General features: G+C 58.9%; 26 protein-coding genes. 16 read left to right on the top strand and 10 right to left on the bottom strand.

What is annotated here, in order from left to right:
• Positions 1–2: 2 nt before the first annotated feature.
• From NZ705_01090 to NZ705_01075, 4 genes are all read right to left on the bottom strand, one after another.
• Positions 3–704 carry a hypothetical protein gene (locus NZ705_01090; protein MCS7291557.1) on the bottom strand — a complete coding sequence of 234 codons (702 nt, stop codon included), beginning with the start codon at positions 702–704 and terminating at the stop codon, positions 3–5.
• A 41-nt stretch (positions 705–745) separates the two neighbouring features.
• A complete protein-coding gene (locus tag NZ705_01085; GenBank protein MCS7291556.1) occupies positions 746–1,522 on the bottom strand; it encodes a DUF3598 family protein in 777 nt (258 codons plus the stop codon).
• 142 nt (positions 1,523–1,664) lie between these two features.
• Positions 1,665–3,374, bottom strand: coding sequence for an iron uptake porin (locus NZ705_01080; GenBank protein MCS7291555.1), 1,710 nt, complete (start codon positions 3,372–3,374; stop codon positions 1,665–1,667).
• Between the two features lie 162 nt (positions 3,375–3,536).
• Positions 3,537–3,827 carry a 4a-hydroxytetrahydrobiopterin dehydratase gene (locus NZ705_01075; GenBank protein ID MCS7291554.1) on the bottom strand — a complete coding sequence of 97 codons (291 nt, stop codon included), beginning with the start codon at positions 3,825–3,827 and terminating at the stop codon, positions 3,537–3,539.
• A 70-nt stretch (positions 3,828–3,897) separates the two neighbouring features.
• Between NZ705_01075 and NZ705_01070 the strand changes: the two genes are divergently transcribed.
• Positions 3,898–4,368, top strand: a complete 471-nt coding sequence (locus NZ705_01070; protein ID MCS7291553.1) for a type IV pilin-like G/H family protein — start codon at positions 3,898–3,900, stop codon at positions 4,366–4,368.
• Between the two features lie 2 nt (positions 4,369–4,370).
• Here NZ705_01070 and NZ705_01065 read toward each other — a convergent pair whose 3' ends face one another.
• Complete coding sequence (locus NZ705_01065) at positions 4,371–4,784, bottom strand: hypothetical protein (GenBank protein MCS7291552.1); 414 nt, start codon at positions 4,782–4,784, stop codon at positions 4,371–4,373.
• 28 nt (positions 4,785–4,812) lie between these two features.
• Positions 4,813–5,757 (bottom strand): 50S ribosomal protein L11 methyltransferase, encoded by a 945-nt coding sequence (gene prmA / locus NZ705_01060; protein MCS7291551.1) that lies wholly within the window; start codon positions 5,755–5,757, stop codon positions 4,813–4,815.
• Positions 5,758–5,907: 150 nt separating this feature from the next.
• Between prmA and NZ705_01055 the strand changes: the two genes are divergently transcribed.
• The gene (locus NZ705_01055; protein ID MCS7291550.1) at positions 5,908–6,873 is read left to right on the top strand and encodes a protochlorophyllide reductase; all 966 of its coding nucleotides are present in this window, start codon (positions 5,908–5,910) and stop codon (positions 6,871–6,873) included.
• Here the strand turns inward: NZ705_01055 and NZ705_01050 are convergent.
• Positions 6,870–7,265 (bottom strand): hypothetical protein, encoded by a 396-nt coding sequence (locus NZ705_01050; protein ID MCS7291549.1) that lies wholly within the window; start codon positions 7,263–7,265, stop codon positions 6,870–6,872. The two genes, NZ705_01055 and NZ705_01050, sit on opposite strands and share 4 nt — an antisense overlap.
• Before the next feature lie 126 nt (positions 7,266–7,391).
• Positions 7,392–7,880, bottom strand: coding sequence for a YqeG family HAD IIIA-type phosphatase (locus NZ705_01045; GenBank protein MCS7291548.1), 489 nt, complete (start codon positions 7,878–7,880; stop codon positions 7,392–7,394).
• Positions 7,881–7,918: 38 nt separating this feature from the next.
• Between NZ705_01045 and NZ705_01040 the strand changes: the two genes are divergently transcribed.
• Positions 7,919–8,314: a diacylglycerol kinase family protein gene (locus NZ705_01040; protein MCS7291547.1), complete on the top strand. Its 396-nt coding sequence runs from the start codon at positions 7,919–7,921 to the stop codon at positions 8,312–8,314.
• Here NZ705_01040 and NZ705_01035 read toward each other — a convergent pair.
• Positions 8,311–8,802, bottom strand: coding sequence for a hypothetical protein (locus tag NZ705_01035; protein MCS7291546.1), 492 nt, complete (start codon positions 8,800–8,802; stop codon positions 8,311–8,313). The two genes, NZ705_01040 and NZ705_01035, sit on opposite strands and share 4 nt — an antisense overlap.
• A 213-nt stretch (positions 8,803–9,015) precedes the next feature.
• Here NZ705_01035 and NZ705_01030 point away from each other — a divergent pair, with 213 nt between their 5' ends.
• Genes NZ705_01030 through NZ705_01020 form a run of 3 tightly spaced genes read left to right on the top strand, consistent with a single transcriptional unit; the run spans position 9,016 to position 10,102 of the window.
• Positions 9,016–9,186, top strand: a complete 171-nt coding sequence (locus tag NZ705_01030) for a hypothetical protein (protein MCS7291545.1) — start codon at positions 9,016–9,018, stop codon at positions 9,184–9,186.
• A gap of 19 nt (positions 9,187–9,205) precedes the next feature.
• Positions 9,206–9,793, top strand: a complete 588-nt coding sequence (locus NZ705_01025) for a hypothetical protein (GenBank protein MCS7291544.1) — start codon at positions 9,206–9,208, stop codon at positions 9,791–9,793.
• A 12-nt stretch (positions 9,794–9,805) separates the two neighbouring features.
• Positions 9,806–10,102 (top strand): YggT family protein, encoded by a 297-nt coding sequence (locus tag NZ705_01020; GenBank protein MCS7291543.1) that lies wholly within the window; start codon positions 9,806–9,808, stop codon positions 10,100–10,102.
• On the opposite strand, the gene hemJ is transcribed toward NZ705_01020, so the two are convergent.
• Positions 10,035–10,637 (bottom strand): protoporphyrinogen oxidase HemJ, encoded by a 603-nt coding sequence (gene hemJ, locus NZ705_01015; protein ID MCS7291542.1) that lies wholly within the window; start codon positions 10,635–10,637, stop codon positions 10,035–10,037. The two genes, NZ705_01020 and hemJ, sit on opposite strands and share 68 nt — an antisense overlap.
• A 100-nt stretch (positions 10,638–10,737) precedes the next feature.
• Here hemJ and NZ705_01010 point away from each other — a divergent pair, with 100 nt between their 5' ends.
• The 10 genes from NZ705_01010 (at position 10,738) to NZ705_00965 (ending at position 24,456) form a co-directional block, all read left to right on the top strand.
• A complete protein-coding gene (locus tag NZ705_01010; GenBank protein MCS7291541.1) occupies positions 10,738–13,374 on the top strand; it encodes a DEAD/DEAH box helicase in 2,637 nt (878 codons plus the stop codon).
• Positions 13,375–13,499: 125 nt separating this feature from the next.
• Positions 13,500–13,775, top strand: coding sequence for an HU family DNA-binding protein (locus NZ705_01005; GenBank protein MCS7291540.1), 276 nt, complete (start codon positions 13,500–13,502; stop codon positions 13,773–13,775).
• A 368-nt stretch (positions 13,776–14,143) separates the two neighbouring features.
• Entirely contained in the window at positions 14,144–15,730 is a 1,587-nt protein-coding gene (locus NZ705_01000; GenBank protein MCS7291539.1) for a mechanosensitive ion channel, read from the top strand.
• Between the two features lie 31 nt (positions 15,731–15,761).
• Entirely contained in the window at positions 15,762–16,229 is a 468-nt protein-coding gene (locus NZ705_00995) for a fasciclin domain-containing protein (GenBank protein ID MCS7291538.1), read from the top strand.
• A gap of 145 nt (positions 16,230–16,374) precedes the next feature.
• The gene (locus NZ705_00990; protein ID MCS7291537.1) at positions 16,375–16,518 is read left to right on the top strand and encodes a hypothetical protein; all 144 of its coding nucleotides are present in this window, start codon (positions 16,375–16,377) and stop codon (positions 16,516–16,518) included.
• A gap of 204 nt (positions 16,519–16,722) precedes the next feature.
• A complete protein-coding gene (gltB, locus tag NZ705_00985; protein ID MCS7291536.1) occupies positions 16,723–21,282 on the top strand; it encodes a glutamate synthase large subunit in 4,560 nt (1,519 codons plus the stop codon).
• Between the two features lie 51 nt (positions 21,283–21,333).
• Positions 21,334–22,569 carry a hypothetical protein gene (locus tag NZ705_00980; protein ID MCS7291535.1) on the top strand — a complete coding sequence of 412 codons (1,236 nt, stop codon included), beginning with the start codon at positions 21,334–21,336 and terminating at the stop codon, positions 22,567–22,569.
• Positions 22,496–23,458, top strand: a complete 963-nt coding sequence (locus tag NZ705_00975; protein ID MCS7291534.1) for a GNAT family N-acetyltransferase — start codon at positions 22,496–22,498, stop codon at positions 23,456–23,458. The genes NZ705_00980 and NZ705_00975 overlap by 74 nt, the downstream gene beginning before the upstream one ends.
• A 7-nt stretch (positions 23,459–23,465) precedes the next feature.
• Positions 23,466–23,924 carry a Holliday junction resolvase RuvX gene (gene ruvX, locus NZ705_00970; GenBank protein MCS7291533.1) on the top strand — a complete coding sequence of 153 codons (459 nt, stop codon included), beginning with the start codon at positions 23,466–23,468 and terminating at the stop codon, positions 23,922–23,924.
• Complete coding sequence (locus NZ705_00965) at positions 23,896–24,456, top strand: DUF3727 domain-containing protein (protein MCS7291532.1); 561 nt, start codon at positions 23,896–23,898, stop codon at positions 24,454–24,456. Before ruvX ends, NZ705_00965 begins: the two co-directional genes overlap by 29 nt.
• Positions 24,457–25,183: the final 727 nt, after the last annotated feature.

Below are 25,183 nucleotides of genomic sequence, written 5' to 3'. Positions count from 1 at the left end.
ATCTACGCGGGTGCCCAAGTTAACGATTCATCCCGCAATAGCCGGATCTGGGCCAGGGTCAATACCGCCGGAATCACCCGCCCATAGTTTGTGGCAATGGCGCTCCAGCCCAACTCCGCTAAAAACCAGCCCCAAAGGACAGGTCCGAGCAGCGCCGTGATCCCCCGCACCATGACCAGCCGCGCCCCCTGGACAAGGGCTGTGTAACGCACCAGTTTTTTCAGCAGGAGCGCCCGCAATACCGACCCCAGCGCCACCACACTCCCTTTTTGCAAAAATGCCTGCACCATTTCCCGTTGCCAGGGTCCGGTCAATTCGTGCCCCAACTCCGTCTGCAATTCCGCTGGTAGGCGATGCCACGACCGTTGCAGCACATGCAGGAAAATCTCCGACTCCAAATCCTGCACGCTCATTTCCGCTGTACAGGGCAATTTTAGGTATTGACCCACCCGCAGCAGGATGTCGCGGTAGCTCAGTTCATCGGTCCGACCCCGCAGCACCGTCAGCCCGTCTGCCGCCAGAAACCGCAACCGCGCCGCCAGCATATCTAGCCAGGCCTCCCGGTCTTGGGACTGCACCATCTCCGGCGTCGGCGTCCACAGGTAGTCCAGCGGGTTAAAGCGACGACTGAACAAAATTTGCGTCAAGTCTTGTAACTCCTCCACCGTTGCCAGTTCCAGAACTGCCCGGAGATCGTCCGTCATGGGAGTGCCCAGCGTTGAACAAACGTTTACAAACCATCATACTATTCCCCTGGGGTAGCAACCAACTGCACCCGCCGGATTTGGGTCAGATCGGTCCAGGCACCCCGCTCATCATAACGCCGCCACAGGGCTTGCCCTTGCCATATCAATCCCAGGCCAAAGGCACGACCCCGCGCGATAACCAGCGGCGCAAATACCTGCAAGTCCGGTTGCAGTTGGAGCAAGCGATGGTCTTGTCCTTCGTAACAATTTGCTCCTTGGCGTTGGCCGGTCCAGGTCCACCTCTCGGTCTCCATGTCCGCCTGCAGGTTGGCCGTTTTCCCATCCCAGGTCAGCGTGAGTTGACCCGCGAGCGCCGTGGGCGTCCGCCAATCCGGGTAGAGCTGGGTTACCGGTGGATACCCACCTGGGACAGGTTCCGTGCTGGCCCGTTGCTCTTGGATCAGGGTTAACCGGTCTAAAACGCTGTTGTGGTAAACGATGGCGCAACGCACCCGCCGGTCTCCCCAGATCAGGCCCAATTCCGCGCCGAATTCCCCAAACGGTCCCCACTGCAGCGACCCATTAGAAAAAGCGCCATCAGCAAACAGTAAAATGCCCCGCCCCAGCGTGCGATAGACCAGCACCCGTTCATGACCATCCACGCAAATGCTCTGGCGGATGGTGGCACCCTGGTCCAAGGCTTCCAACGTCACCAGGCTCGGGCGTTCGGACAAGCACTCCCCTGTTGGCGAAACATCGCAAAATGTTCCCCGCCATTCCCCTAGGTTCTGCAGGAGACACTGCCATTGCGATGGGTAATCGGGCAACGGTTGCATTGCTCGGTCCGCTTAACGCTCCTGACCACTTTGTAGCTAAGCAGCTTAGAGCAAAACTAAGGTCGGGGCCCCGCCATGCGATCCAGAAAAAAAACCCCCTCTACAGCCGAGGGGTAACCTACGTTGAGTTCAAGTAGAGGTGTTAGAAGCTGAAGGTCGTCCGAATCGCCCCCACCAGCACCGTTTCGTTTTCCCGATTGCCCTCCGGGTTGAAGATAGCGATGATACCGGGTGTGATGGAGAGATACTCGGAGAACTTAAACCGATAGGAAGCCTCTAGCAGGATGGGTACATCGTCACTGCGGCGGTTGACAAAGCCGTTGGCAACCAAACCGCTACTCCCGCTGAGGTAGGGTGGTGCCCCTACCACAATCTGGGCTTGACTCCCCCGCGTTCCCACATCGGGGAAAGCAAACGCGAGCGCGTAGTTCAGCGCCGTGCCATTCGCATCGAAGCCCCGTTCCTCATCCCGGAACCATGTTGCACCGAACCAGCCGCCTAAGATGAAGTTCTTGAGCGGTTGCCACTTGAACTGGAAGCCCAAATTATCCGCCGATACTCGGGCCGCTGCCGTCAGCGCATCTACCGATTGAGTTCCCACAAACCCGCCCAAATTCAGCGGAAAGGCCGGGTCACTATAGCCCCGCACGTAGAGTAATCCCAATCCCAGGTTATCCAGGGGATAGCCCGTGAGCTGGGCATAGGCTACATAGGACGAACCAAATAAACCGCTGTCGGGAGAGTAAGCTCCTAAACTCCCTGCCCCGTTCGCCAGATAACCCAGGCTGAAATTCAATTTGTCATCCAGGAAGTTTACAGCGAAGGCAGCTCCAACCCCTAACGCCCCGTTTTGGTTGTAGATAGGGTTTCGCAGGCCAAACCCAGACAACGCCCCTTGACCATCATCGTTGAGTGGCCCTAGCGTGTCCACAATATCATTCACCCCGCCGCCGGTCGCTGTGATAGCAATCTTGCCCTTGTCCGCTAGTACCGGGAAGGTATAGCTCAAAAAGGTTAGGTTAACACCGCCGCCCGCTGGCCCGTTGAGAAACCCATAACTCAAACTGGCGCTGTTCGTTCCGGTTGCAACGAAAGCATTAGTAGTTGGTGCCACTCCAAACGGTACGTCGTTCACCTGCAGGTTGGTGACGAGCAAATCCTTCCCTGTAAAACTGGTATTGAACGTCAAGTTCACCCGATAGCCAAAGGTAACAGCATCCTGTACACTGTTCAAGCTACCCTGTGGGACTCCTCGAGGAACAGCTCTGTCTCGAGTGCCAAACGCCCCCTGTACGCTGAAAATCGCCTGCCCTGTCAGCTTGGTGGTGGTCGAAAACTGTTGGGCTTCCAACGTCGCCGTCCGCGACTCCAACGTATCCACCCGGCCCCGCAGCAGCGCCAATTCCGCCGCAAATTCCTCCTGCAGGCGCTGGATCAACTTCATGTCTTCCTTGGTAACCAGATTCTCGGTAGCCGAAGCAATCAATTCATTAATCCGGTCCAAGCAGGCATTCAACCCGGCTGCGAACTCATAGCGTGTGGTCGCGCGGCGGCCCTGATAGGTCGGGGGTTTGGTCGGCAACCCCACGATACACCCGTACCGTTCCACCAGTGATTGCAACGCCTGGAAAGCCCAGTCCGTCGGCTTCACATCTACAAACTCCGAAACCGACGTCACCTGCCCCAGCTCGTTGTCCTCCTGCAAATCCCGCACATACTGCCGCACCTGGCGGATGGCATCCCGCGCATTCTGGGTCGTGACCTGAGCCTGGGCTTCCCCAGCCATGACTAGAGAAAAACCCGTCGCTAGCGACCCAACTGCCAGTAAGTTCAGCGCCCACTTGTTGGACATGGCTTCACCTCACACCCATACAGACAACAGTTGAACTATAGGTCAATTCCGTTCCTTTCAACCCAAGGAACTCATGAACCCCATTATGTTTTAGTTTAAGGGCAGGTTATCCTCCCTGTAAAGCCAATTCACGGTAAAATACGATACATTTAGCCGCAAATGTCATGCGCTTTGCAGGCGCTGGCTGATCTGGCGAGCCAAGTCAAAATCCTTCTGGGTTAGGCCGCCGGCGTCGTGGGTTGTCAAGGTAATGGCCACGCGATTGTAGGAGATAAAAATATCGGGGTGGTGGCCCATTTGTTCTGCCGGTTCCACCAGGGAGTTGACAAAGTTCATAGCCGCCACGAAATCGGCAAACCGGTGTTCCCACTTCAAGGTGTTGCCCTCCACCCGCCAACCGGTCAGGGTTGCCGCCTGGGCGTTGATCTCTTCAGGGGTGAGGAGTTGCGCCATAGAACCTGTCTCCAGTGCGTCTCTACTTCTGTTGTAATATGCGCTTAAGCGCTTCGCTACTTGTCCACCCATGCTCTGGAAATACGCCCTACTGGGAGGTGTCCTGCTCCTGGGTTTAGGAGGTCGTGCTGCCTTCGCCCAACGTCCGGTCTGGGAGGCCTTGAGTCGTGTCACCCGCGCCCAACAAATCTACTACCGGCAAAACCGGCGCTTTACCGCGGCCTTGGCCCCTTTAGAGCGCCTGGCGGGCGTCCGTCTACCACGTGGTTACGACTACGGCATTCGCACCACCAGCCGCGGGGCTTATCTGTACGCCATTCCCTTCAACCGCCGTTTGCAGCCCCTGGTGAGCGCCATCTTTTTAGACCCAGCCGCAAGCGGCCCCAACCGGATGACCATGGTGGTCTGTCAAGCGCTCACTGCCGGACGGTTTCGCCCTGCCGACCCCATCTTTCGCCCTGGGGCTGACCCCATCGCTCGGCGGGGGGAAATCGCCTGCGGTGATGGCACGGTTATTGTGGATGGCCCCTTTGACCTGTAATTTCAGGCGGGCGGAACGGTCGGTTTTTTCTCCTCGGTGGCGATATTCAGCAGTCGCCGGTAGAACTCCTGGGGAAAATCCACTCGCTGAGTGCGTTTGTAGTGAATTAACAGATCCACCAAAAACCCTACGAATTCGTAGTTGGTAATGACCATGTCGTAGGTGAGGTCGGGGTTACCCTCAAATTGCATCTGGCAACGGCTCAAATCCAAAGGCATGCTAGAGACGTTCCAGGTGGCCACAAAGGGAATGCCGTCGCCGCCGTCAATGTAGCGTTCGCCCTCCAAGTTCCCCAAGCGGTAGAGACTCAGGGCGAAGGGCAGGATTTCACGTTTGTTGCCACTGGGGAAATAGGGTTGAAACAGCGTGATTTGATCCTTGGGTGCCGGTTCTAACTGGCTGAGTACGGCTGACATAGACCACCTTGCAACGCCCCACTACCTTTTACTGTACCACCGGGGTGATCCCCCCTGTGTAATCCGGGTCGGGCCGGATGTGCAAGCAGCACCACTCCTGGGATTGGCGTACCGCCGCCACCATCCACCCCTGGTCGCTCACGGCCTTGGTCACCGCATCTAGTTGCTCGCCGATAAACCCGCTCAGCAAGCCCCAGGTTTTGGCGTGACTGACCATCCGCCAGTGGGGAGCCATCGCTATCAACGTCTCGGCAGAAATATTGCACACAAAGCCGTCCAGGGGTTGCGAGAGGAGTTCCGCTAGGCGGGCTAAACTCCCCTGCTCCACCACCAGTTGTTCCCCTTTGATCTGGTTCAACGCCTGGTTTTGGCGGGTGGTGGCAATGGCCAGGGGGTCAATGTCCACTGCATAGACCTGCTTGGCCCCCAACAGCACGGCCCCAATCGCCAGGATGCCGGACCCACAGCCGATGTCGGCAATCACCAGGTCGGTGGAGCCCCAGCGTTTGTCCAACCGCATCTCCAGCGCTTCCAGGCACAACCGGGTAGTGGGATGGCTGCCCGTGCCAAAGGCAAATCCAGGGTCCAGGCGCAACACCAGCCGGTTTTCGGGATTGTGGACGGGCAACCAGGCCGGTTGGATCAACAGCCGTTCCCCCACCGGTTGGGGTTGCCAGTGGCGTTTCCAGTGGGCCGACCAGTCCTGGCTGTCCATCAATTGCCAACGCACCTGGGGCGGCGGCTGGCTGACCTCCCGCGCGTCCTCCTGTAACAATCCCTGGAGCGCTTCCCAGTGCTGGGGATGGTACTGAGTCTGGGGGGCATAAGCTGTCACCCGCACGCCGTCGGGACCATAGGTTGTAGCCGTACTGCGACAATCCAACTCCTGCAACCGCCAGAACACCATCTCCTCCAGTGGCGGCGCGCACTCAATGATCACTTCCCACCAGGCGGTAGGACTCGGTACGGTCATGGCGTGGGTTTCCTGTCTCCAGGATAACGGCCCTGGTCTCGTCTTCCTTTTTAAGTTATTTATCAAACATCTAACAATTCCTAACGGTTGGGGAACGGTGGGGAAGGCGCCCGCCTACAATCGGTAGGTGCGTTGCGAAAGGGTACATGTATGACTGCTGCCAGCCCTACCGTCATCATTACCGGTACATCGTCGGGGGTCGGGTTGTACGCCACCAAAGCCTTGATCGAGCGGGGGTGGTTCGTGGTGTGCGCCTGCCGCAACCTGGATAAGATGAAGCAGGCAGCCGAACAACTGAATCTATCCCCCCAGCAGTACACGGTTTTGCCCTTGGATTTGGCATCGCTGGCGAGCGTGCGGCAGTTTGTCGAGGACTTTCGTCGTCTCGGTCGTCCCTTAAAAGCGCTGGTGTGCAATGCCGCCATTTACATGCCCCTGTTGAAAGCACCCCTGCGCAGCGCCGAAGGGTACGAGTTGAATGTGGCGGTCAACTATTTGGGGCATTTTCTCCTGGCCCAGTTGTTGCTCCAGGATTTGCGGGCCAATCCCGACCCGGACCGGCGGTTGGTCGTGGTGGGCACCGTGACCGCAAACCGCGAGGAACTGGGGGGCAAAATTCCTATCCCGGCGCCAGCGGATTTGGGGGATTTGGTGGGGCTGGAGGTCGGCTTCAAGGACCCCATTGCCATGATTGACGGCCAGCCCTTCAAGCCGGGGAAAGCCTACAAAGATAGCAAGCTGTGCCTGATGATTATGGCGCGGGAGATGCATCGCCGTTACCACGAGGCCACGGGCATTACCTTTAGCTCTCTGTATCCGGGGTGTGTGGCGGACACCGCGCTGTTTCGTCACCATTTCCCGCTGTTTCGCACCCTGTTTCCCCTGTTCCAGAAGTACGTCACGGGTGGGTACGTATCCCAAGCGCTAGCCGGAGAACGAGTAGCCCAGGTGGTGGCTGAGCCAGGGTTTCGTCCGTCGCGGGTGCATTGGAGCTGGGGCAACCGCCAGCGCAAGGATGGCCGGCCTTTCATTCAAAAACTCTCCGCCCAGGCAACCGACCCCCAATTAGCCGAGCGGTTGTGGAGCTACAGCGAACGGTTGGTGGGGCTTGCCTAAAGCGGTGGTAAATCTTTCCAATCCAGGATCAGAGTTTCCTGGTGCTGGGGGTCCGAGACTTTGGGCAAAGGCTGAGGCGGCACCGAAACCGACTCCATCCCGATAATAAGCGTCTCTTCTGGGGGTTTAACCCGCGGTAACGGCGGCGGTGCTGGCGGCTTGCGCTGGAACTTTGCGCCTGCGGACGGCTGGGGCGGCTGGGTCGCTCGCCGGTGGGGAATGATCACGTTTTTCATCCAGTACTCAATCGTCTGGCGTTGGAGCCAGCCCCGCGCAACCACAATATCCCCAAAGCGGTTTCCGGTCACCCGTTGCTCAGCTAAGGCTTCCTCCACCTGGGACTGGTCCAATAACCCAGCCTCTACCAAGTACTCGCCAATTGGTTTAGCCATCCCTATTCCCCCTACACCCCACCATTCATCAGTATAATTACGGACTTACTTCCATTATTCCCCTAGCTTCTCGGACCTGGAACACCCCGGAGACATTTTGTAATCAAGTCATCAACCTGTAACTGTTCATAGCAGGCGGGCGATCAACCAGTCCTCTAGGTTGCGCAGGGTTGACCAGTGGGGCGGTGCAATCGGCTGCACCAGCACGGTGTACATCCCCAGGCGGTTCCCCGCCAGGATGTCCGTGAGACGACGGTCCCCAATCATGGCCGTTTGCTCCGGGGGCAACTGCATCTGCTGGAGCGCTTGGCGGAGCTTACGGCGAGAGGGTTTAGCAGCGCTGGCAATGTAGGGACAGTCCACCTGGCGAGCAATGGCTTGGATCCGCCGGGTACGAAGATTGTTGCTCACCAGCCAAACAGGGCCAAGCGTTTTGAGGTGCCCGACCCAATCAATGACCGCCGGCGTGAGCACCTCCTCGTGGGTAGGCGCTAGGGTATCGTCCACGTCCAGCACCGTTCCCCGAATGCCCGCCGCTTGCAACCTGCCCACATCCAAATCCGTGATGGGACCAGTATGGAGCAAGCGGGGATGCAGGAGGTCTCGCCAGGGCATTGCTAAACTAGTGGCTAACCGAGTGTGAGGATACCACTATGGCGTCGTCGGTTGTGGGTCGTTCTCCGCGCTTTGCACCTGGTCGCAGCACGTTGTGGCAAAGTTTTCGGTATGCTGGCCAAGGCCTGTGGTACGCCGGTCGCAGCCAACGCAATTTCCGCATTCACTTGGTAATTGGCGGCATCGCCTTGGTTTGGGCCGCCTGGGTGCATCTGAATTTGACCCAAACCGCCATCATTGTCCTCACCATTGGCCTGGTGCTGGCCCTGGAACTGGTGAACACCGCGCTGGAGGCCGTTGTTGATCTCACCGTCGGCCAGACCTACCACGACCTGGCCCGCATCGCCAAGGACTGTGCAGCGGCGGCGGTGTTGGTTACCGCATTGGCGGCGCTGGGCGTTGCGGGGTTACTCCTGATTCCCCCCCTGTTCTAGTTCGCCAGCGTATAACGCCACTGCCACCAGAGCAGGGCACCACCCACCAGGACCTTGAGGGTTTCTAAGGCAAAATAACCGCCGTGCAGCCATTTCATCTGGGCCGGCACCGTGTTGTCATCGGTTAACCAGTTCAACATCAGACTGGTTTCTCCCATCCAGGGCGTCAACACGTAGGTGTACAGCAGCGTGATCCCTACCAGCAGGCCGGCTAAGACCAGGCCCCAGCGGTAGTGACGCGGCGGGTTAAAACTCTGGGCCAATACACTGGTCATGATTAGGGCAGCCAGCAACAGTTCCGCGTGGTTGAACCAGCCAAACACTAGGTACCCGAAGCTGGTAAAGCCAGTTTGGTGCATCAGCCCTCCCCAATACAGGCCTGGCATCACCAGCAGGTCCAACACGAGCGTGGCCCCCAGCCAAAACATCAGGGTTAAACCCACCACAAGCGGCCAGTAGTTTGCTGGGCTGAATAGACGTGGAGTCATGGCTCGCGCTACAGAGACTACTCCCATTCTGACGGGCTGGGTGGCCCTTGCCTAGCTTTTGTAAAGCAGCTGTCGTTAAAATTACCCCTTGTTCACAGTGATTTGAATTTTTAATACTTTCTTTAACTTCTTCTGATGGATTGGCAACCGGCAATGGTTCTTCCCTTGCGCCTAAGATATAAGAAGCATAAAAACATTCTGGAGTTGCAAGGGATGACACAAGCGCAAGCGGAAACGAAGCCCATGCCACCAGCGGGGGCGCTGGCAACCACCCAGGAATCCAACGGGGCGCTCGTGAAACCGACCAAGGTGATCATGGGGCGGCCAGTGGCACCCAACCAAGTGGACCCACCGGTGGATGAACTGATGGGCTATTTAGACTAGGACCCATCGCTGTTGGCCCATGCCGTACACCACCGCCGAGTTGATTCAGATTCTGGAGCGGGAGTTGCAGGCCAATTGGCAAGGGCAACGCTGGCTCCCATCGGCGCGGGAACGGGTGGGTCATTCGGTGATTGCCCTGGCGATTCCCCCTGAGCGGTTAAGCATGGTGTTTGCCTTTGAGGACTTCCGGGCGCAGGTCCACGAATATCAACGCCAGCAGGGGGTTTCTGGGGTGGTGTGGCGCACCTGCCGCTTCCGAGATGAGACAATTGAGGTGCCGGAAGTGCATGGGCAATTGTGCGCGATTGCGGGGGACAAGGAGCGGTTGATGCAGGCCAAACCGGCCATTGCGGAGTTCTGGTGGCGACAGACCCAGGGGTTGCGCTACTGGTGGCTCCATCCCCAGCCCCGTCTGGCAACCGTTGCTGAACTCACGGCGGCGATGGCGCAGGCGGAATGGCTGGAGTTGGATGCGACGCGCACGGAGTTGTACCTGGGCTTGTGCTGGGGCGACCCCAAGGAATATCGCTATCAGTGGGCGAGGCCCCAATCGGGCTGTGAGCGGGTGGTGGCAGCCCAGGCGGTTCCCCAGGCGATTAAGGTGTAGGAGCGAAAGACAATGGGTGACTTACAGTTTTGGACAACGTGGGTCATTGGGCCAGTACTGGCCTTTTACATCCTGGCGTTTGTGTTGCGCATTGTCCTGACCTGGTACCCCCAGGTGCCCTTGCGCCGGTTTCCCCTAGTTCTGATTTACTTACCCACGGAACCGTTTTTGGCTCCAACCCGCCGTCTGGTGCCGCCTTTAGGAGGGGTGGACATCACGCCGGTGATTTGGGTGGGGATCGTCAGCTTCCTGCGGGAGATTCTGTTGGGCCAGCAGGGGATTTTGACGCTGTTACTGCACCAGGGGTAGCCCGCAAACGCCGGTAACGCGCGTACAGTTGGATTGCGATCCCCATCGCCACGACCAAACCCACTACCGCCCAAGTGGTCACCCCCACTGGAAAGTCATTTTTGAACACCGCCAGCAACACAATCACAAACAGCAAGACTGTCGGCGCTTCGTTAAAAGCCCGCAGTTGCCCACTGGTCCAGCGACAGGCGCCCTGCTCCAACTGCCGCAGCAACCGCCCGCAGTAAAAGTGGTAGGCCAGCAACAGTGCGACCAACCCCAATTTCCAGTGCAACCACCATTCCCGCAACCAGGAACGCTCAAGCGCCAGTAGCCCAATCGCCATGGCTACTGTAAGGACCATGCCGGGCGTTGTAATAATGTTATACAGACGTTTTTCCATCAAATGATACTGAGCTTGGAGGATGCTCCGGGCTGGTTCCGGTTGGGTTTGGGCTTCCACGTGGTAGATAAACAGGCGCACCAGGTAAAACAAACCGGCAAACCAGACCACCACCCCAATAATATGCAGCGCTTTAAACCAGGAATAGGCCATGACGTAAATATCCCAAGGGTTGCACACTCCTTACCATGTTACCGCTTGCGGTAGGCCAGAGGTTTTTGTTGCACAATGTCACAATAGGAAAAAAGCGGCTATGGGTAACGCGTTGACCCCTGACCCTGACCAGCTTTTCCCCTTTCCCCTGGATGCGTTTCAACGCCGGGCCATCGAGGCGTTGGCGGCGGGTCGGTCCGTGGTGGTGTGCGCGCCGACGGGGTCAGGAAAAACGCTAGTGGCGGAATATGCCATTCACCGAGCGTTGTGGCGAGGCGAACGGGTGTTTTACACCACTCCCCTGAAGGCGTTATCCAATCAGAAATTTCGGGATTTTCGGCAACAATTTGGCGCGGAAATGGTGGGGTTGTTGACGGGGGATGTGTCTATCAATCGCGACGCGCCGGTTGTCGTCATGACCACCGAGATTTTTCGCAATATGCTCTACGGCACGCCGATTGGGGAAGTGGGCACGTCGCTGGTGGGCTTGAATGCGGTGGTCTTAGACGAATGCCATTACATGAATGACCCGCAACGGGGAACGGTCTGGGAAGAAACCATCATTTATTGCCCGCCGTCGGTGCAGTTGGTGGCTTTGTCCGCTACGGTGGCGAATAGCCGGGAACTCACCCAATGGATTCAACAAGTGCATGGACCGACGGAATTGATTTACTCCGATTTCCGACCGGTGCCGTTGCAGTTTTTTTTCGGCAATCAAAAGGGTATTTTCCCCCTGCTCAACGAAACGAAAACAGGCCCGAATCCCCACTTGAAATTGCGTCGCCCGACCGGTGACCGCCAGGGGATTCCTGAGGTTGAAATGGTGGTTAAAACATTGCGGGATTGGGATTTGTTGCCAGCAATTTATTTCATCTTTAGTCGGCGGGGGTGTGACCAGGCGGTGCAGGCGGTGCGGGAATTGGATTTGCTAACGCCGGAGGAATCGGAGCGTTTGCGCCAGCAGGTGGATGAGTTTTTGGCTCGCAACCCCGAACTGTACCAACCGGGCTCGATGCTGGAGGCGCTCTACCGGGGGATTGCTGCGCACCACGCGGGTGTTTTGCCCCCCTGGAAAGCCTTGATTGAAACCCTGTTTCAGCAGGGATTGATCCGGGTGGTTTTCGCGACCGAAACGCTCGCAGCGGGAATCAACATGCCGGCGCGCACGACGGTGATTTCCAGTCTCTCCAAGCGCACCGACCGGGGCCACCGCCTGTTGTTTCCGTCGGAATTTCTCCAGATGGCGGGGCGGGCCGGACGCCGGGGCATGGACGACCAGGGGTACGTGATCATCCTGCAAACGCCGTTTGAGGGGGCCAGAGAAGCCGTACGCTTTGCCTTGGCTGACCCGGACCCCCTGGAGAGCAAGTTCACCCCCAGCTACGGCATGGTTTTGAACCTGTTGCAAATGCATACGCTGGAGGAGACGAAGGAACTGGTGCAGCGGAGTTTTGGGCAATTTTTGTCCCTGCGAGCGCTGCAACCCCTGCAAGAGAAACTGGCGCAACTGCAAGCCCAGCGCGACCGACTGGCCCAGGAACTGGCAGGGGTGGATATGGCCCAAGTCGCCGCCTACGAAAAATTACGCCAGAAGCACAAGGAAGCTCGCCGGTTGTTGAAGATGCTGGAGGAACAGGCGCGGGAGACGCGACAAAAGCAATTGGCTTTGGCGGTGAATTTTGCGATTGTAGGGACGGTGCTGATTCTCCAGGGCAAACACATTCCCCAGCCCACGCCGGCGGTGCTAGTGACGCGGGTGGCTGGTGGCGGGCAATTTCCCTACCTGGTTTGTCTTGGGCGCGACAACCGCTGGTATGTGGTCACGACCCATGACGTGATTGACCTGCACGCCGAACTGCCCCGCATTAGCGCGGTGGATTACCTGACGCCGCCGGTGGATTTGTTGCCGAAACCCGGTCAGCATCGCCACGGCAACGAACAAACCGCCTTGATTGCCCAGCAAATTCCCGAGATGCTGCCGGTGGAAATGGCGCCGGAGGTGGTGGCCCAACGCCAGGAAGTGGAGCGGTTGGAAGCGCAACTGGCGGCGCATCCTGGGCGGTTGACCAAATCGGGGGCGCTGGTGCAAAAGCAATCTCAACTGGAAAAGCTAGACCAGCAGATTCAGCAGTTGCAGCAGGAATGGCAGCAGAAATCCCAGCGTCACTGGCAAGACTTTTTGAATTTGATGGATATGCTTACCGAGTGCGAATGTTTAGCGTCCCTGACCCCAACATCTCTCGGGCAAACGGTGGCGGCCCTGCGGGGGGATAACGAACTCTGGTTGGGGCTGGCCTTGCGCAGTGGGGCGTTTGATGAACTGAGTCCTCCCCATCTGGCGGCGGCGGTCGCAGCGCTGGTGATGGAAACACCCCGTTCCGATAGCTGGACGAACTACCCGCTCCCGGCGCCGGTGGATGCGGCATTGGCCCAGTTGCGACCCCTGCGGCGAAAACTGTTTCAACTGCAACGCCGGTATCGCATTGGTTTCCCCTTGTGGCTAGAGCCCGACTTGGCACCGTTGGTGGAACGCTGGGCAGCGGGGGTGCCTTGGCTAGAGCTCTGTCAACATACCAATCTCGACGGCGGCGACATCGTGCGGTTGATCCGGCGGACCATGGACGTGTTGTCCCAGATTCCCCATGCGCCCCACCTGTCCGCTCCCCTGCAAACCAACGCGCGGTTGGCTTGGGAGGCCATGAACCGCTTCCCCGTGGATGAGGGGTTGGAAGACTAAATTTTTAGCAAAATGTGTTTTTCCAATATCGTTCAGGGCCACTAAAGCTCAAAACCTGTGTCATAATAAACTCAATTCCGCAGGATCAAGACTGGGAAGATCTTGTTTGTGAGGAGTGTGGTGTCATGAACAAAGGTGAATTGGTGGAACTAGTTGCCCAAAATGCTGACTTGCCGAAAAAGGTGGTGGACACCGTGATCACGGAAGTTTTCAACACCATCATCGAAACTGTTTCGGCGGGGGAAAAAGTGACGTTGGTAGGGTTTGGGTCGTTTGAAGTGCGCAAGCGCCAAGCTCGGGAAGGTCGCAACCCCCGTACCGGTGAACCGATGAAGATTCCGGCGACGCAGGTGCCGGTGTTTTCAGCGGGCAAACAGTTTAAGGAACGGGTGTCAGCTTAGCGGCAGCGGGGACCCTCTCTGAACAGCCCCCATCGCAGGTTGTCAACCGGAAATAGGCCTTATAATAGCCAAGCCACTTTAATTTGGCAGAGTCCAAACCGGCCTAGAGCTGTGTCCTACGACCTGAGAGACGAGTAAATACACCAGCCAAGCCATCTCTGCTTGTCATGTCTTGAGGTCGCAGGGCATAGCTCTGTTTCGAATTTTCCTGCCCTTGACCTGACAAACTGAAGTAGCTTAGCTATCAATCCAACTCTCCCTATTTTTAAACCCAACTGGCTTGTCCTAACAAAGCTAAAGAAAAAATATAACTTAGACCTGGAAACGGGGGGTGATAGGATACATCTAGAAATAAATAAAATATACAGATGAGCGTGATGCCTATGCCAGTAGAGCGACTACTAGGGCTGGGGGTAAACTTTGTACCGGGACTTGCTCAATTAACGACTCAGGGAGAGCGCTGGATTAATCTCAATTTTGAACGTTTAGTTCCCTTTGTATTCAATTTGTTGGGGGCACTAGGGGTTTTTATTATTGCCTGGATTGCGGCTTCCCTTCTGGCGAAAGGCGCGCAAACTATTCTTAAGCGTACAGGAATTGACGACCGGCTTTCCCAACTGGTTTCTGGGGCAGCAGAGCCGCAGATTTCTATTGGCCAATGGTTGGGTCGAATTATTTTTTGGCTGGTGCTGTTATTGGGTCTGGTAGGGGCGTTGGATGTTTTGAATTTGTCTGGCGTTTCTCAACCATTAACCCGATTGCTGGATGAAATTTTTACCTACGTGCCGCGGTTGGTCGGGGGTTCCATCTTGGCCATCATCGCCTGGGGGATAGCGACGGTGACCAAGCTGGTGGTCGTACGCCTGGCGCGCTCGTTGCGACTTGACCAACCGTTGGACTTGCCGGCGCAGCCCGAAGGCGCGGCCCCTGTAACCGTAGGGGAAACCTTGGGGACTGTGTTGTACTGGTTTGTGCTGTTGTTTTTCCTGCCGTTGATCCTGGACACGTTGCAGCTTCAAGGGCCGCTCCAGCCGGTGCAAAACCTGTTGAATGAGTTACTAGCGGCGTTGCCCCGGATTTTGAAGGCGGTGTTGATTGGTCTAGTGGGCTGGCTTGTGGCGCGGCTACTGCGGACGATGACCACTAACCTGCTGGTGACGGTGGGGATGGACCGGTTGGGGCAACGACTGGGGTTTAGCGAACAGGTGCGCCTGTCCCAGGTGGGCGGTGGCTTGGTCTATGTGCTGGTCTGGATTCCCACGCTGGTGGCGGCGCTAGAGGCGCTGGAAATTCGGGCGATTTCCCAACCAGCGGTGGCGATGCTGAATACGTTTTTGACAGCCTTGCCGCGGGTATTTACGGCGAGTTTGATTTTACTAGCGGCCTACATCAGCGGTCGCCTCCTGAGCGAAGTGATAACCCAGGCGCTGACGCGGGCGGGGTTTGACCAGGTGCTGGTCTGGCTAGGGTTGCCGGCACCCACGGAGATGCAGCAGACGCCGTCCCAGGTGGTGGGACTCATCGTGCTGGGGGGTGTGGTGCAGTTGGGCGTGATTGCAGCGGTAGAAGTGCTGGAAATTCCCACTTTGACAGCAGTGGCGACAGGGTTACTCGTGATCTTCGGCCAGGTGTTGGTGGGACTGCTGGTGCTGGCGGTAGGGTTGTACGCGGCCAATACGACATTCCGGTTGATCGCTCGGGCGGGGACGCCCCAAGCCCGATTACTGGCCCATGGCGCGCGGGTGGCGACCCTAGCGCTGGTAGGAGCCATGGCGTTGCGCCAGATGGGAATTGCCGCTGACATTGTCAACCTGGCGTTTGGGCTACTGTTTGGGGCAGTGGCGATTGCCATTGCCATCGCGTTTGGGCTGGGTGGACAGCAGGTGGTCGCTCAGCAGTTGCAGGAGTGGCGCGACCAGTTGAAACAGCCCCAGCCGCCCTCAGACGGGGTATAATCGGGAAAACAAGTGCGATTCCCCGTGGGTCATGGCTGATATTGTGGATATTGCAGTCAGCGCCGGGTCGTTTCAGACATTGGTAGCGGCAGTACAGGCAGCGGGTTTGGTTGAAGCGCTCAAAAGTCCAGGTCCGTTTACGGTGTTTGCCCCTAACGACGATGCCTTCGCGGCGCTGCCGCCAGGGACGATTACGACGCTGGTGCAAAATCCGCCCCAGTTGGCCCGTATTCTCAAGTACCACGTGGTGGCGGGGCGTTACACCAAGGCAGACTTGCGGGATGGGGACTACCTGCAGTCGTTGGAGGGGTCGTTGATCCCCATCTACCTGCAGGGGGACGAATTCGAGGTGAAAAACGCCACGGTGCTAGCCGCTGACATCCTGGCCGATAACGGGGTGATCCACGTGCTCAACCGGGTGATCCTGATGGGGGGCGACGGGGGCCGTCGCGGGGATGTGAGCAAGGGTTGGTACTCCCAACCGGTCACTGGACTCTGAAATTTTGTGAATCCCGCGCCGTTGAATCTAACGTTTCATTGCAAAACCGACAGGGAAGGTCGCAGGGCCAGTTACCTTGCTTGAGCGATCGTCTGCAGTCAAGTCGTGGGTGTTTATGTATCGTCGGAGTCCACAGGATTGGCCGATGGCGCTGGTGACGGCTGGTTTGGGGGCTGGGGTTGCCACCTCCTGGGCCGTGGTGCAAGGACAACATCCCTGGGTCGCCTTGGGGATTACCCTGTTGGCCGCTGTGCTGGCGGTGGTGGTGGATGAACTGCAAAGGGGTTAAACCCAGCGCGATTGGACGGAAAACACTATAAAATAGGGGATGCTGCATCTGCCCGGCGTACAACGCACGGTGTCATCGAGGGCTTGGACGTTGTAGGGTTGGCGCTCTGAGAGTTGACGTCCCCAGGGCATCGGCGAGTCAATCATCGGGGGGGATGACGTCGGCAGGGTAGTGGTCTTTTCACGTCGTTGAGGCAAGTGTCCTATGCACGATTCCCCTTGGCCTTGGTTGACCGATGAACGGGATGCCTGTGGTGTGGGTTTTATTGCCGACCGCCGGGGGCGAGCCAGTCACGCGGTGGTAAGCCAGGCGCTAGCGGCGTTGACCTGTTTGGAACATCGTGGGGGATGCAGCGCCGACCGGGATTCGGGGGATGGGTCGGGAGTCCTGACCGGCTTGCCCTGGGACCTGTTGCAGGCTTGGGCCGAAGCGATGGGGTTGCCGCCGCTGGTGCCAGGTCGCACGGGCGTGGGGATGGTATTTTTACCGCCGGAAGCGGTTCTGCAGGCCCAGGCATGGGTTACCCAGGAACTGCAGGGCGAGGGGTTCATGGTGCTGGGGTGGCGACCAGTGCCGGTTCGCCCAGAGGTGTTGGGGGTGCAGGCGCGGGAGAATTGCCCAGCGATTGCGCAGGTGGTAGTCGCCCATCCTGACTGGCACGACGACCGGCTGGAGCAACAGTTGTACTTGGCCCGCAAGCGGTTGGAACGGCAAGCGCTTCAGCACCCGTGGGGCGGCGAGTTCTATGTCTGTTCCTTATCGGGTCGCACGCTTGTGTACAAGGGCATGGTGCGGGCAGCGGTGCTCGGGGAGTTTTACGTGGATTTGCAGGACGCGCGCTACCAAAGCTCATTTGCCATCTATCACCGACGCTTTAGCACCAACACGATGCCCAAGTGGCCCCTGGCTCAACCCATGCGCCTGCTGGGGCACAACGGGGAAATCAACACGCTCCTGGGCAACATCAACTGGATGGTGGCGCGGGAGGCGAGTTTTGCTCATCCGGCCTGGGACGGGCGGTTGGAGGATTTGCGTCCTGTCGTGAATCTGCACAATAGCGATTCCGCCAACTTAGACAGCAGCTTGGAATTGTTGGTGCGCTCGGGGCGGAGTCCGCTGGAGGCAATGATGCTGCTCATCCCCGAAGCCTATCGCCAGCAACCAGAGTTGGCAGATTACCCAGAGGTGGTGGACTTTTACGAGTACTACGCCGGGTTGCAGGAGCCCTGGGATGGGCCAGCGCTGATTGTCTTCGGGGACGGCCAGGTAGTGGGAGCGACCTTGGACCGCAATGGCTTGCGCCCAGCCCGCTACGTGCTCACGGACGATTGGGTGATTGTGGCCTCCGAAGCGGGCGTGGTGGAGGTGCCGCCGCAACAGGTGCTGGCCAAGGGGCGCTTGGGACCGGGACAGATGCTGGCGGTGGACCTGGTCCGGGGGGAATTGCTCACCAACTGGACCATCAAGCAGCGGGTGGCCCAGCGACATCCCTACGGTGTCTGGGTGAAGCAGTACCGTCGCCATTTGGACCCTCAGCCTTTTATCGAAACCTGCCAGTTGGCAGCGGCGGACCTATTGCGCCAGCAGATGGCGTTTGGCTACACGGCGGAAGATGTGGAAATGATCATCGAGCCGATGGCCAGCACGGGCAAGGAACCCACGTTTTGCATGGGGGATGACGCACCCCTGGCGGTGCTGTCGGACAAGCCCCATCTGCTTTACGACTACTTCAAACAGCGGTTTGCCCAGGTGACCAACCCAGCGATTGACCCCCTGCGGGAGAGCCTGGTGATGTCGCTGGAGATGGGCTTGGGTCCGCGGGGAAACTTGCTCCAACCCCGTCCTGAGGATGCGCGGCAACTGTGGCTGCGCTCGCCCGTGTTGAACGAAGCGGAATTGGAGGCCATCCAGGCTAGTGAGTTTCGGACGGTCACGCTGAGCACCCTGTTTGACATCACCCCCGCGGATGCCTTGCGGCAAGCGGTGCAGGCCTTGTGTGACCAAGCGGTCGCTGCAGTACAACAGGGGGCAGAAATTCTCATCCTGAGTGACCGGGCGGAGCCTTTGACAGCGACTCGCACCTGGATACCCCCGCTGTTGGCGGTGGGGGCGGTGCATCACCACCTGATTGCCCAAGGATTGCGCCTGCGGGCGTCGCTAGTGGTGGACACGGCCCAGTGTTGGAGTACCCACCATTTCGCTTGCCTGATTGGCTACGGGGCCAGCGCTGTGTGTCCCTACCTGGCCTGGGAGACGGTGCGCCACTGGTGCCAGGACCCCAAAACCCAGACGTTGATGGCGCAGGGGAAACTGAGCCGCTGTACGGTGGCGGAGGCCCAAGCGAATTACCGAGCAGCGGTAGAAGCCGGCCTGCTGAAGATTCTTTCCAAAATGGGGATTTCCCTGCTGGCCAGTTACCACGGCGCGCAAATTTTCGAGATTTTGGGCCTGGGACCCGAGGTGGTGGACCTGGCGTTTCAGGGCACAGTGTCCCAGTTGGGGGGCCTGAACTTGGCCGAGTTAACCCAGGAAATTGTGCGTTTCCACCGGCAGGCGTTCCCCGAACTGATTCACAAGCGCCTGGAAAATTGGGGATTTATCCAGGCCCGGCCCCGTGGAGAATACCATATGAACTCGCCGGAGATGGCCAAGTTGCTCCACAAGGCGGTGCGGTCTGGGCGCTCAGAGGATTTTGCCGCCTACTTACAACTGCTGGAGCATCGTCCTCCGACAGCGCCCCGCGATTTGCTCACGATTGTCAGCGACCGCGCGCCTATCCCCCTAACGGAAGTGGAACCCGCCAGCCAGATTGTCACCCGCTTTTGCACAGGGGGGATGTCCCTTGGCGCCCTCTCGCGGGAGGCCCACGAGGTGCTGGCTATTGCCATGAACCGCCTAGGGGGCAAGTCCAATTCCGGAGAAGGAGGGGAAGACCCGGTGCGTTTTCGGGTGTTGATGGACGTGGACGAAAGCGGCCATTCCCCAACGCTCCCCCACCTGAAGGGCCTGCGCAACGGGGATACCGCCAGTTCCGCTATCAAACAAGTGGCTTCGGGCCGGTTTGGCGTGACACCGGAGTACCTCATCCAGGCGCAGCAGCTCGAAATCAAGATCGCCCAGGGGGCCAAACCAGGGGAAGGCGGGCAGTTGCCCGGCAAAAAGGTCAGCCCCTATATCGCGATGCTGCGCCGTTCCAAGCCGGGGGTGACCCTGATTTCGCCGCCGCCGCACCACGACATCTACTCCATCGAGGACCTGGCCCAGTTGATCTTTGACCTGCACCAGGTGAACCCCCGCGCCCAGGTGTCCGTGAAATTGGTGGCAGAAATTGGCATCGGCACTATTGCGGCGGGAGTGGCCAAAGCTAATGCCGATGTGATTCAAATTTCCGGGCACGACGGGGGCACCGGCGCCTCCCCCTTGAGTTCGATCAAGCACGCGGGCACGCCCTGGGAGTTAGGGCTGACAGAGGTCCATCGGGTGCTGCTGAACAATCGCCTGCGGGACCGGGTCATCCTGCGGGTGGATGGGGGCCTGAAAACCGGCTGGGATGTGGTGATGGCCGCCCTGATGGGGGCGGAAGAGTTTGGGTTTGGTTCCGTGGCCATGATCGCCGCTGGCTGCATCATGGCCCGCGTCTGTCACACCAACAACTGCCCGGTGGGGGTGGCCACGCAACGGGAGGACCTGCGGGCGCGCTTCTCTGGGTTACCGGAGCACGTGGTGAATTTCTTCCTATTTGTCGCTGAGGAGGTGCGGGGTCTGCTGGCCCAGATGGGGTATCGCTCCCTGGCAGACATCGTGGGGCGGGCCGATTTGCTGCAACCGCGCGCCGTGACCCTTACCAAAACCCAGGGCTTGACGACGGCGGTGCTGACCCAGTTGCCCGACACCCGCACCGACCGCAGCTGGCTCCAGCACGAACCGGTTCACAGCAACGGCTTAGTCTTGGAGGACCAACTGCTGGCGCGACCAGACCTGCAACAGGCGATCCGCACCCACGGCAGCCTGACTTTGACGTTGCCGATTCGCAACACGGACCGGAGCGTTGGGGCGCGCCTTGCAGGGGAGATTGCCCGTTTGCACGGCGATGATGGGTTCCGGGGCCAAATCACCCTGCAGTTTCGGGGCAGCGCCGGCCAGAGCTTCGGGGCGTTCAATCTGCCGGGGATGATTTTGCACCTGACCGGTGAGGCCAACGACTACGTGGGCAAGGGGATGCACGGGGGCGAAATCATCGTCGTGCCCGACCCGGAGCTGGCCTGCGACCCCAGCGCCCAGGTGATCATCGGCAATACCTGCCTGTACGGGGCAACGGGTGGCCGGTTGTTTGCCTATGGTCGGGCGGGGGAACGCTTTGCCGTGCGCAACTCCCTGGCCCAGGCGGTGATTGAGGGGGCGGGTGACCACTGCTGCGAGTACATGACCGGCGGCGTGGTGGTGGTGCTGGGACCCGTGGGGCGCAATGTCGGCGCGGGGATGACCGGCGGGCTGGCCTACATCCTGGACGAAACAGGGGACTTACCCGCCAAGGTGAACCAGGAAATTGTGAAAATCCAGCGCGTTACGAGTCCACTTGGAGAAAGGCAGCTGCGCAGTTTGATTGCTGCCCATCACGAGCGCACCGGCAGCCGCAAGGCGGAACGCATCTTGGTGCAGTGGGAACGCTATTTGCCCTTGTTCTGGCAGGTGGTGCCGCCTTCGGAGCAGGACACGCCGGAAGTCCGGTGTGAGACACCCGTGCCGCTGCTGGAGCGGGTCTAGGGCTTGTCCTAACGCTACAATAAGGGCCGGACGCGCGCGAGGATTGAGGTCTTGGCGGGTATCCGGTGGTTGTTGCTGGCGCTGCTAGGCGGAGGTCTGTGGTGGTTGGACCGCTGGTGGTGCCGGCGTTCCCAGAATCCCCTGCACCTGACGCGGGGTTACTGGCAGATGGACATCCAGGAGCCTGACCACTTGCGCTGGCGCGGACAACTGGAATGGGTCAATCCCAGCAGCCGCTTTGAAGTCATGGTGCCGGAGTGTACCGTGCGGGTGCAACTGCTCTCGCGCCACGACACGGCGGGGGTCCAGGTCTCGACCCAACTGCTTTCCCAGCATCCCGACGCTCCCACCCGGCCAGACGGTTATTGGCGCGCTCGCATCATCAAGACCCGCCAGCGGGTGGGGATGGAAGTGGTCGTGGATATTCAGGGGCCGGATTTGAGCGGTCTACAGGCAGCCTGGTTGCGGTTTGACTACGTCACCTACGGACCAGCGGGCTGGCAACCTCGTCAGCAGCACGTGGTTTTACCCCTGGCGTTTCCCGACCCGACCCGCACCATCAGCAGCCGCCATCTCCCCGGTCGAGCCGAGGTGCTGTGCCTCCACACCCACCTGCTCAGCCACCTGGACGACCCTGTGGGAGTGGTAAAACGCTATGCTTTACCCCACGCCTTGCCAGGTGACATAGTGGTTCTGGGAGAAACCCCCGTTGCCATCATGCAGGGGCGGTGGCGCCATCCCCAGCAGGTGCAACCTGGTTGGTGGGCCAGACGCCTGTGTACCTTTTTCCAACCCACTTCAAGCCTAGCAACCGCGTGCGGGATGCAAACCCTGATCGACCTGGTGGGTTGGCCGCGCGTGGTGGGCGCGTTTGTGGTGGGTGCCATTGCGAAACTGGCCGGACGCCCAGGCGTGTTTTACCAATTGGCCGGAGAGCAGGCGGCGCTGATTGACGATGTCACCGGCACGTTGCCCCCCTACGACCAGTTCATCGTGCTGGGGCCGGCGCGACCCCAGACGGTGGTGGCTGAGATTCGCGAACAAACGGGGCTGGCGGCGGCCATTGTGGATGTCAACGACCTGAAAGCGGTTAGAATAGTGGCAGCAACAGCGGAGGTGGATTGGGCGTTTTTGCGCCGCGTGCTGGTGGATAACCCGGCTGGCAATGCCGACGAACAGACACCTATCCTGTTGATTCGCCCCCTAGCCCCTGATGCTGACGATTCGTTCTCCCCACCCCCGGGAACGCAAGTGGCTGCAGACGCCGCTCGACCGGCGGGGCTATAGCTGGTTGGCAGTGGCGGATACCCAGGTAGTAGGGGCCATCCATGTAGCGCCCTTTAACCGCAGCCGCAGCACTTGGCAAGTTCTTTGGGTCAGGGGAGAAGGCCTGGAGATTGGGACACAACTATTGCGCCATGCCCTAGAAACAGTCCTGGAGGCGCGCACGTGGGTGGTCGAAGTCCCGACCCTTGACCAGGAGCGCTTGGCCTTGTACCGGCAAAACGGCTTTCAACCCTTGGCCCACTGCACCTACTGGCACTTGTACGGGGAGGCGTTGACCGCGTTGGCCCAATCCGGCTTGGAATCTCCCCCCTTAAGTCCGGTGGGGCCACGGGATGCCTATCTGCGCTACCAGTTGGATACGGTGGCGATGCCCCCTCTGGTGCGACAGGTGTTTGACCGGCACCCCCAGGATTTTGCCGTGCCCCTGTGGCAGACCCTGTGGTATCGCTGGCGAGCATGGCGAGGGCGGGCGCGACCCATCCAGGGCTACGTGTTTGAACCTCAGCGCAAGGCCGCCATCGGTTATTTCAGTCTCTGGTGGGACCCCCAGGCAACGCAGCCCCACCCAGTGGAGTTGACAGTTCACCCGGCCTACACCTGGCTGTATCCCCAACTGCTGGCCCATCTGACGCGGTTAGTGGCTCCGGAACCCGGTTTGCGCCTAGCCTGTATGGACTACCAGCCGGAGCGAGAGGCCTGTTTCCGGTGGGCAGGGGCGGTGCCTCAAGGGGAGACCCTATGGATGTGTCGCTCGGTATGGCACAAGCTGCGGGAGGCCAAGTTTTCGTTCCAGGAATTGCCGGCCTGGGCAGAGGTACTTCCCCAGTTACAGCCGGTGCCCTTGACCCAACGTGATTCGTTTGAAGGGGACCGGAACATGGCACAATGACCCTAGGATGGTGGTTGGCCTAGGTCTGGATATTGGTCGCAAGCGGATTGGGGTGGCGATTAGTGACCCCACCGGTTTGGTGGTCACAGGGTTACCGACGCTGACGTGGCCGACAGCACCCCAGGCGTTGGCTCGTTTGGTGCAGCAGCGGCGTCCTCAGGTGCTGGTGGTGGGCTTACCCCGCTACCCCGACGGCCGGTCCAGCGCCCAAACGCGCTTTACCCAAAAACAGGGGGACTATCTAGGGCGGTATCTGGGGTTACCGGTCGTCTACGTGGACGAAGTGTTGACTTCGTGGGCGGCGGCGCAGCAACTGGACCGGCGGCGCTATCGCTCGGAGGCCGATTATCGTGCCGCGTTGGACCAGCAGGCGGCCATTCTCATCCTGCAACAGTGGCTGAGCCAACAACCCCACGCCCGTCGTTCTGGAGAAACCTATGGGTCGCAATTCCCAACACCACTTTGAAATTCCGGCGCAGGTGGTTCTGGTGGACGACCAGGGGCGTTCCCTGGCCTGTTATGTGGACCGCACCTTGGAGGTGGACGAGCGCCCTTATCTGTTGTTATCGCCGGTGGATGCGCCAGTGGAGCTGTTTGCCTGGGGTGAGGCAGGGGATACCCTTCTAGACCTGGACGAGGAGGAGCTGGCCCGCATTTTCCCCATTGCCCGCGATGTGCTGGCCGAGCAGAACTTGACGCTCCTGGACACAGCCTTGACCTTGACCGCTCAAGGGGAACTACCCCAAGCCGAGGAAACGGAAACCCTGTTTTTGGATTACGAGGGGCAAAACGGCGAAATTGAATCGGAGGAATTCCAAGAACTAGGCGTCTTCTACTACGAAGGGCGGCGTTACGGCGTGTACACCCCCGTTGAACCCCTCCTCTTTTTCGCCCGCCTCAACAGCGACGGCCAGGCCGAGCCCCTATCGCCAGAAGAAATGGAACGCTTGGGTCCTCGTCTGGAGGCCCAACTGCTCGACGAGTGGGACGAAGACTAGGGTTACTCCACTGTCACCAACTTGTTGCGCGGCCGGTCCGCGTCTAAGCCCTGCTAGGCTGTAATTGTGTAGGCCAGCAACTGCAGCGGCAAGGTAGTGACTATGGGAAAGAGCAATTCTGGCACGTTGGGGACGGTCAGATATAGCTAAGCTGACAAAGGTTGACATAGAAGACAGATAGCTTCATCTGCGAGAGAACGTAGGTTCCGTTTGGTTAAACTCCATGCATGATTAACTCACCGTTTCAGCCAAGACCACACCTGCTCGGTAGTCCTGTTGTTGTAATGGTTAAAATAGAGGGTAGTTAGATTTGGGTGAAGCCATGAGTACAATTACTTGCCCCCGCTGCTAGTCTCAAGATGTCGTGAAGTACGGTCATATCCACAATGGAAAACAGCCATCGGCAATTTACGCCTGAAGCTAGGAAAAATACATTTCTGAAGCCCAAAGGCAACTGGTCGATAAAATGTTGCTAGAGCGACTTTCAATCGCCGCCATCTCACGGGTGACCGGAATTTCACAATCTTGGCTGTATAAGTATGTCAAGCAAAGATATTCAGCCCGGCGACGATGAAGAGATAGAGCTGGAATGCGATGAGATAGGGTCGTTTTGCGGCTCGAAAAAGCATCTCTAGTGGCGCTAGCTAGTTCTATAGCTAAGCTGACAAAGGTTGACATAGAAGACAGACAGCTTCATCCACGAGAGAACGTAGGTTCCGTTTGGTTA

The organism is Gloeomargarita sp. SKYB120 (genome assembly GCA_025062155.1).
Lineage (GTDB): Bacteria > Cyanobacteriota > Cyanobacteriia > Gloeomargaritales > Gloeomargaritaceae > Gloeomargarita.
This window is presented reverse-complemented; position numbering and strand designations above follow the sequence as displayed.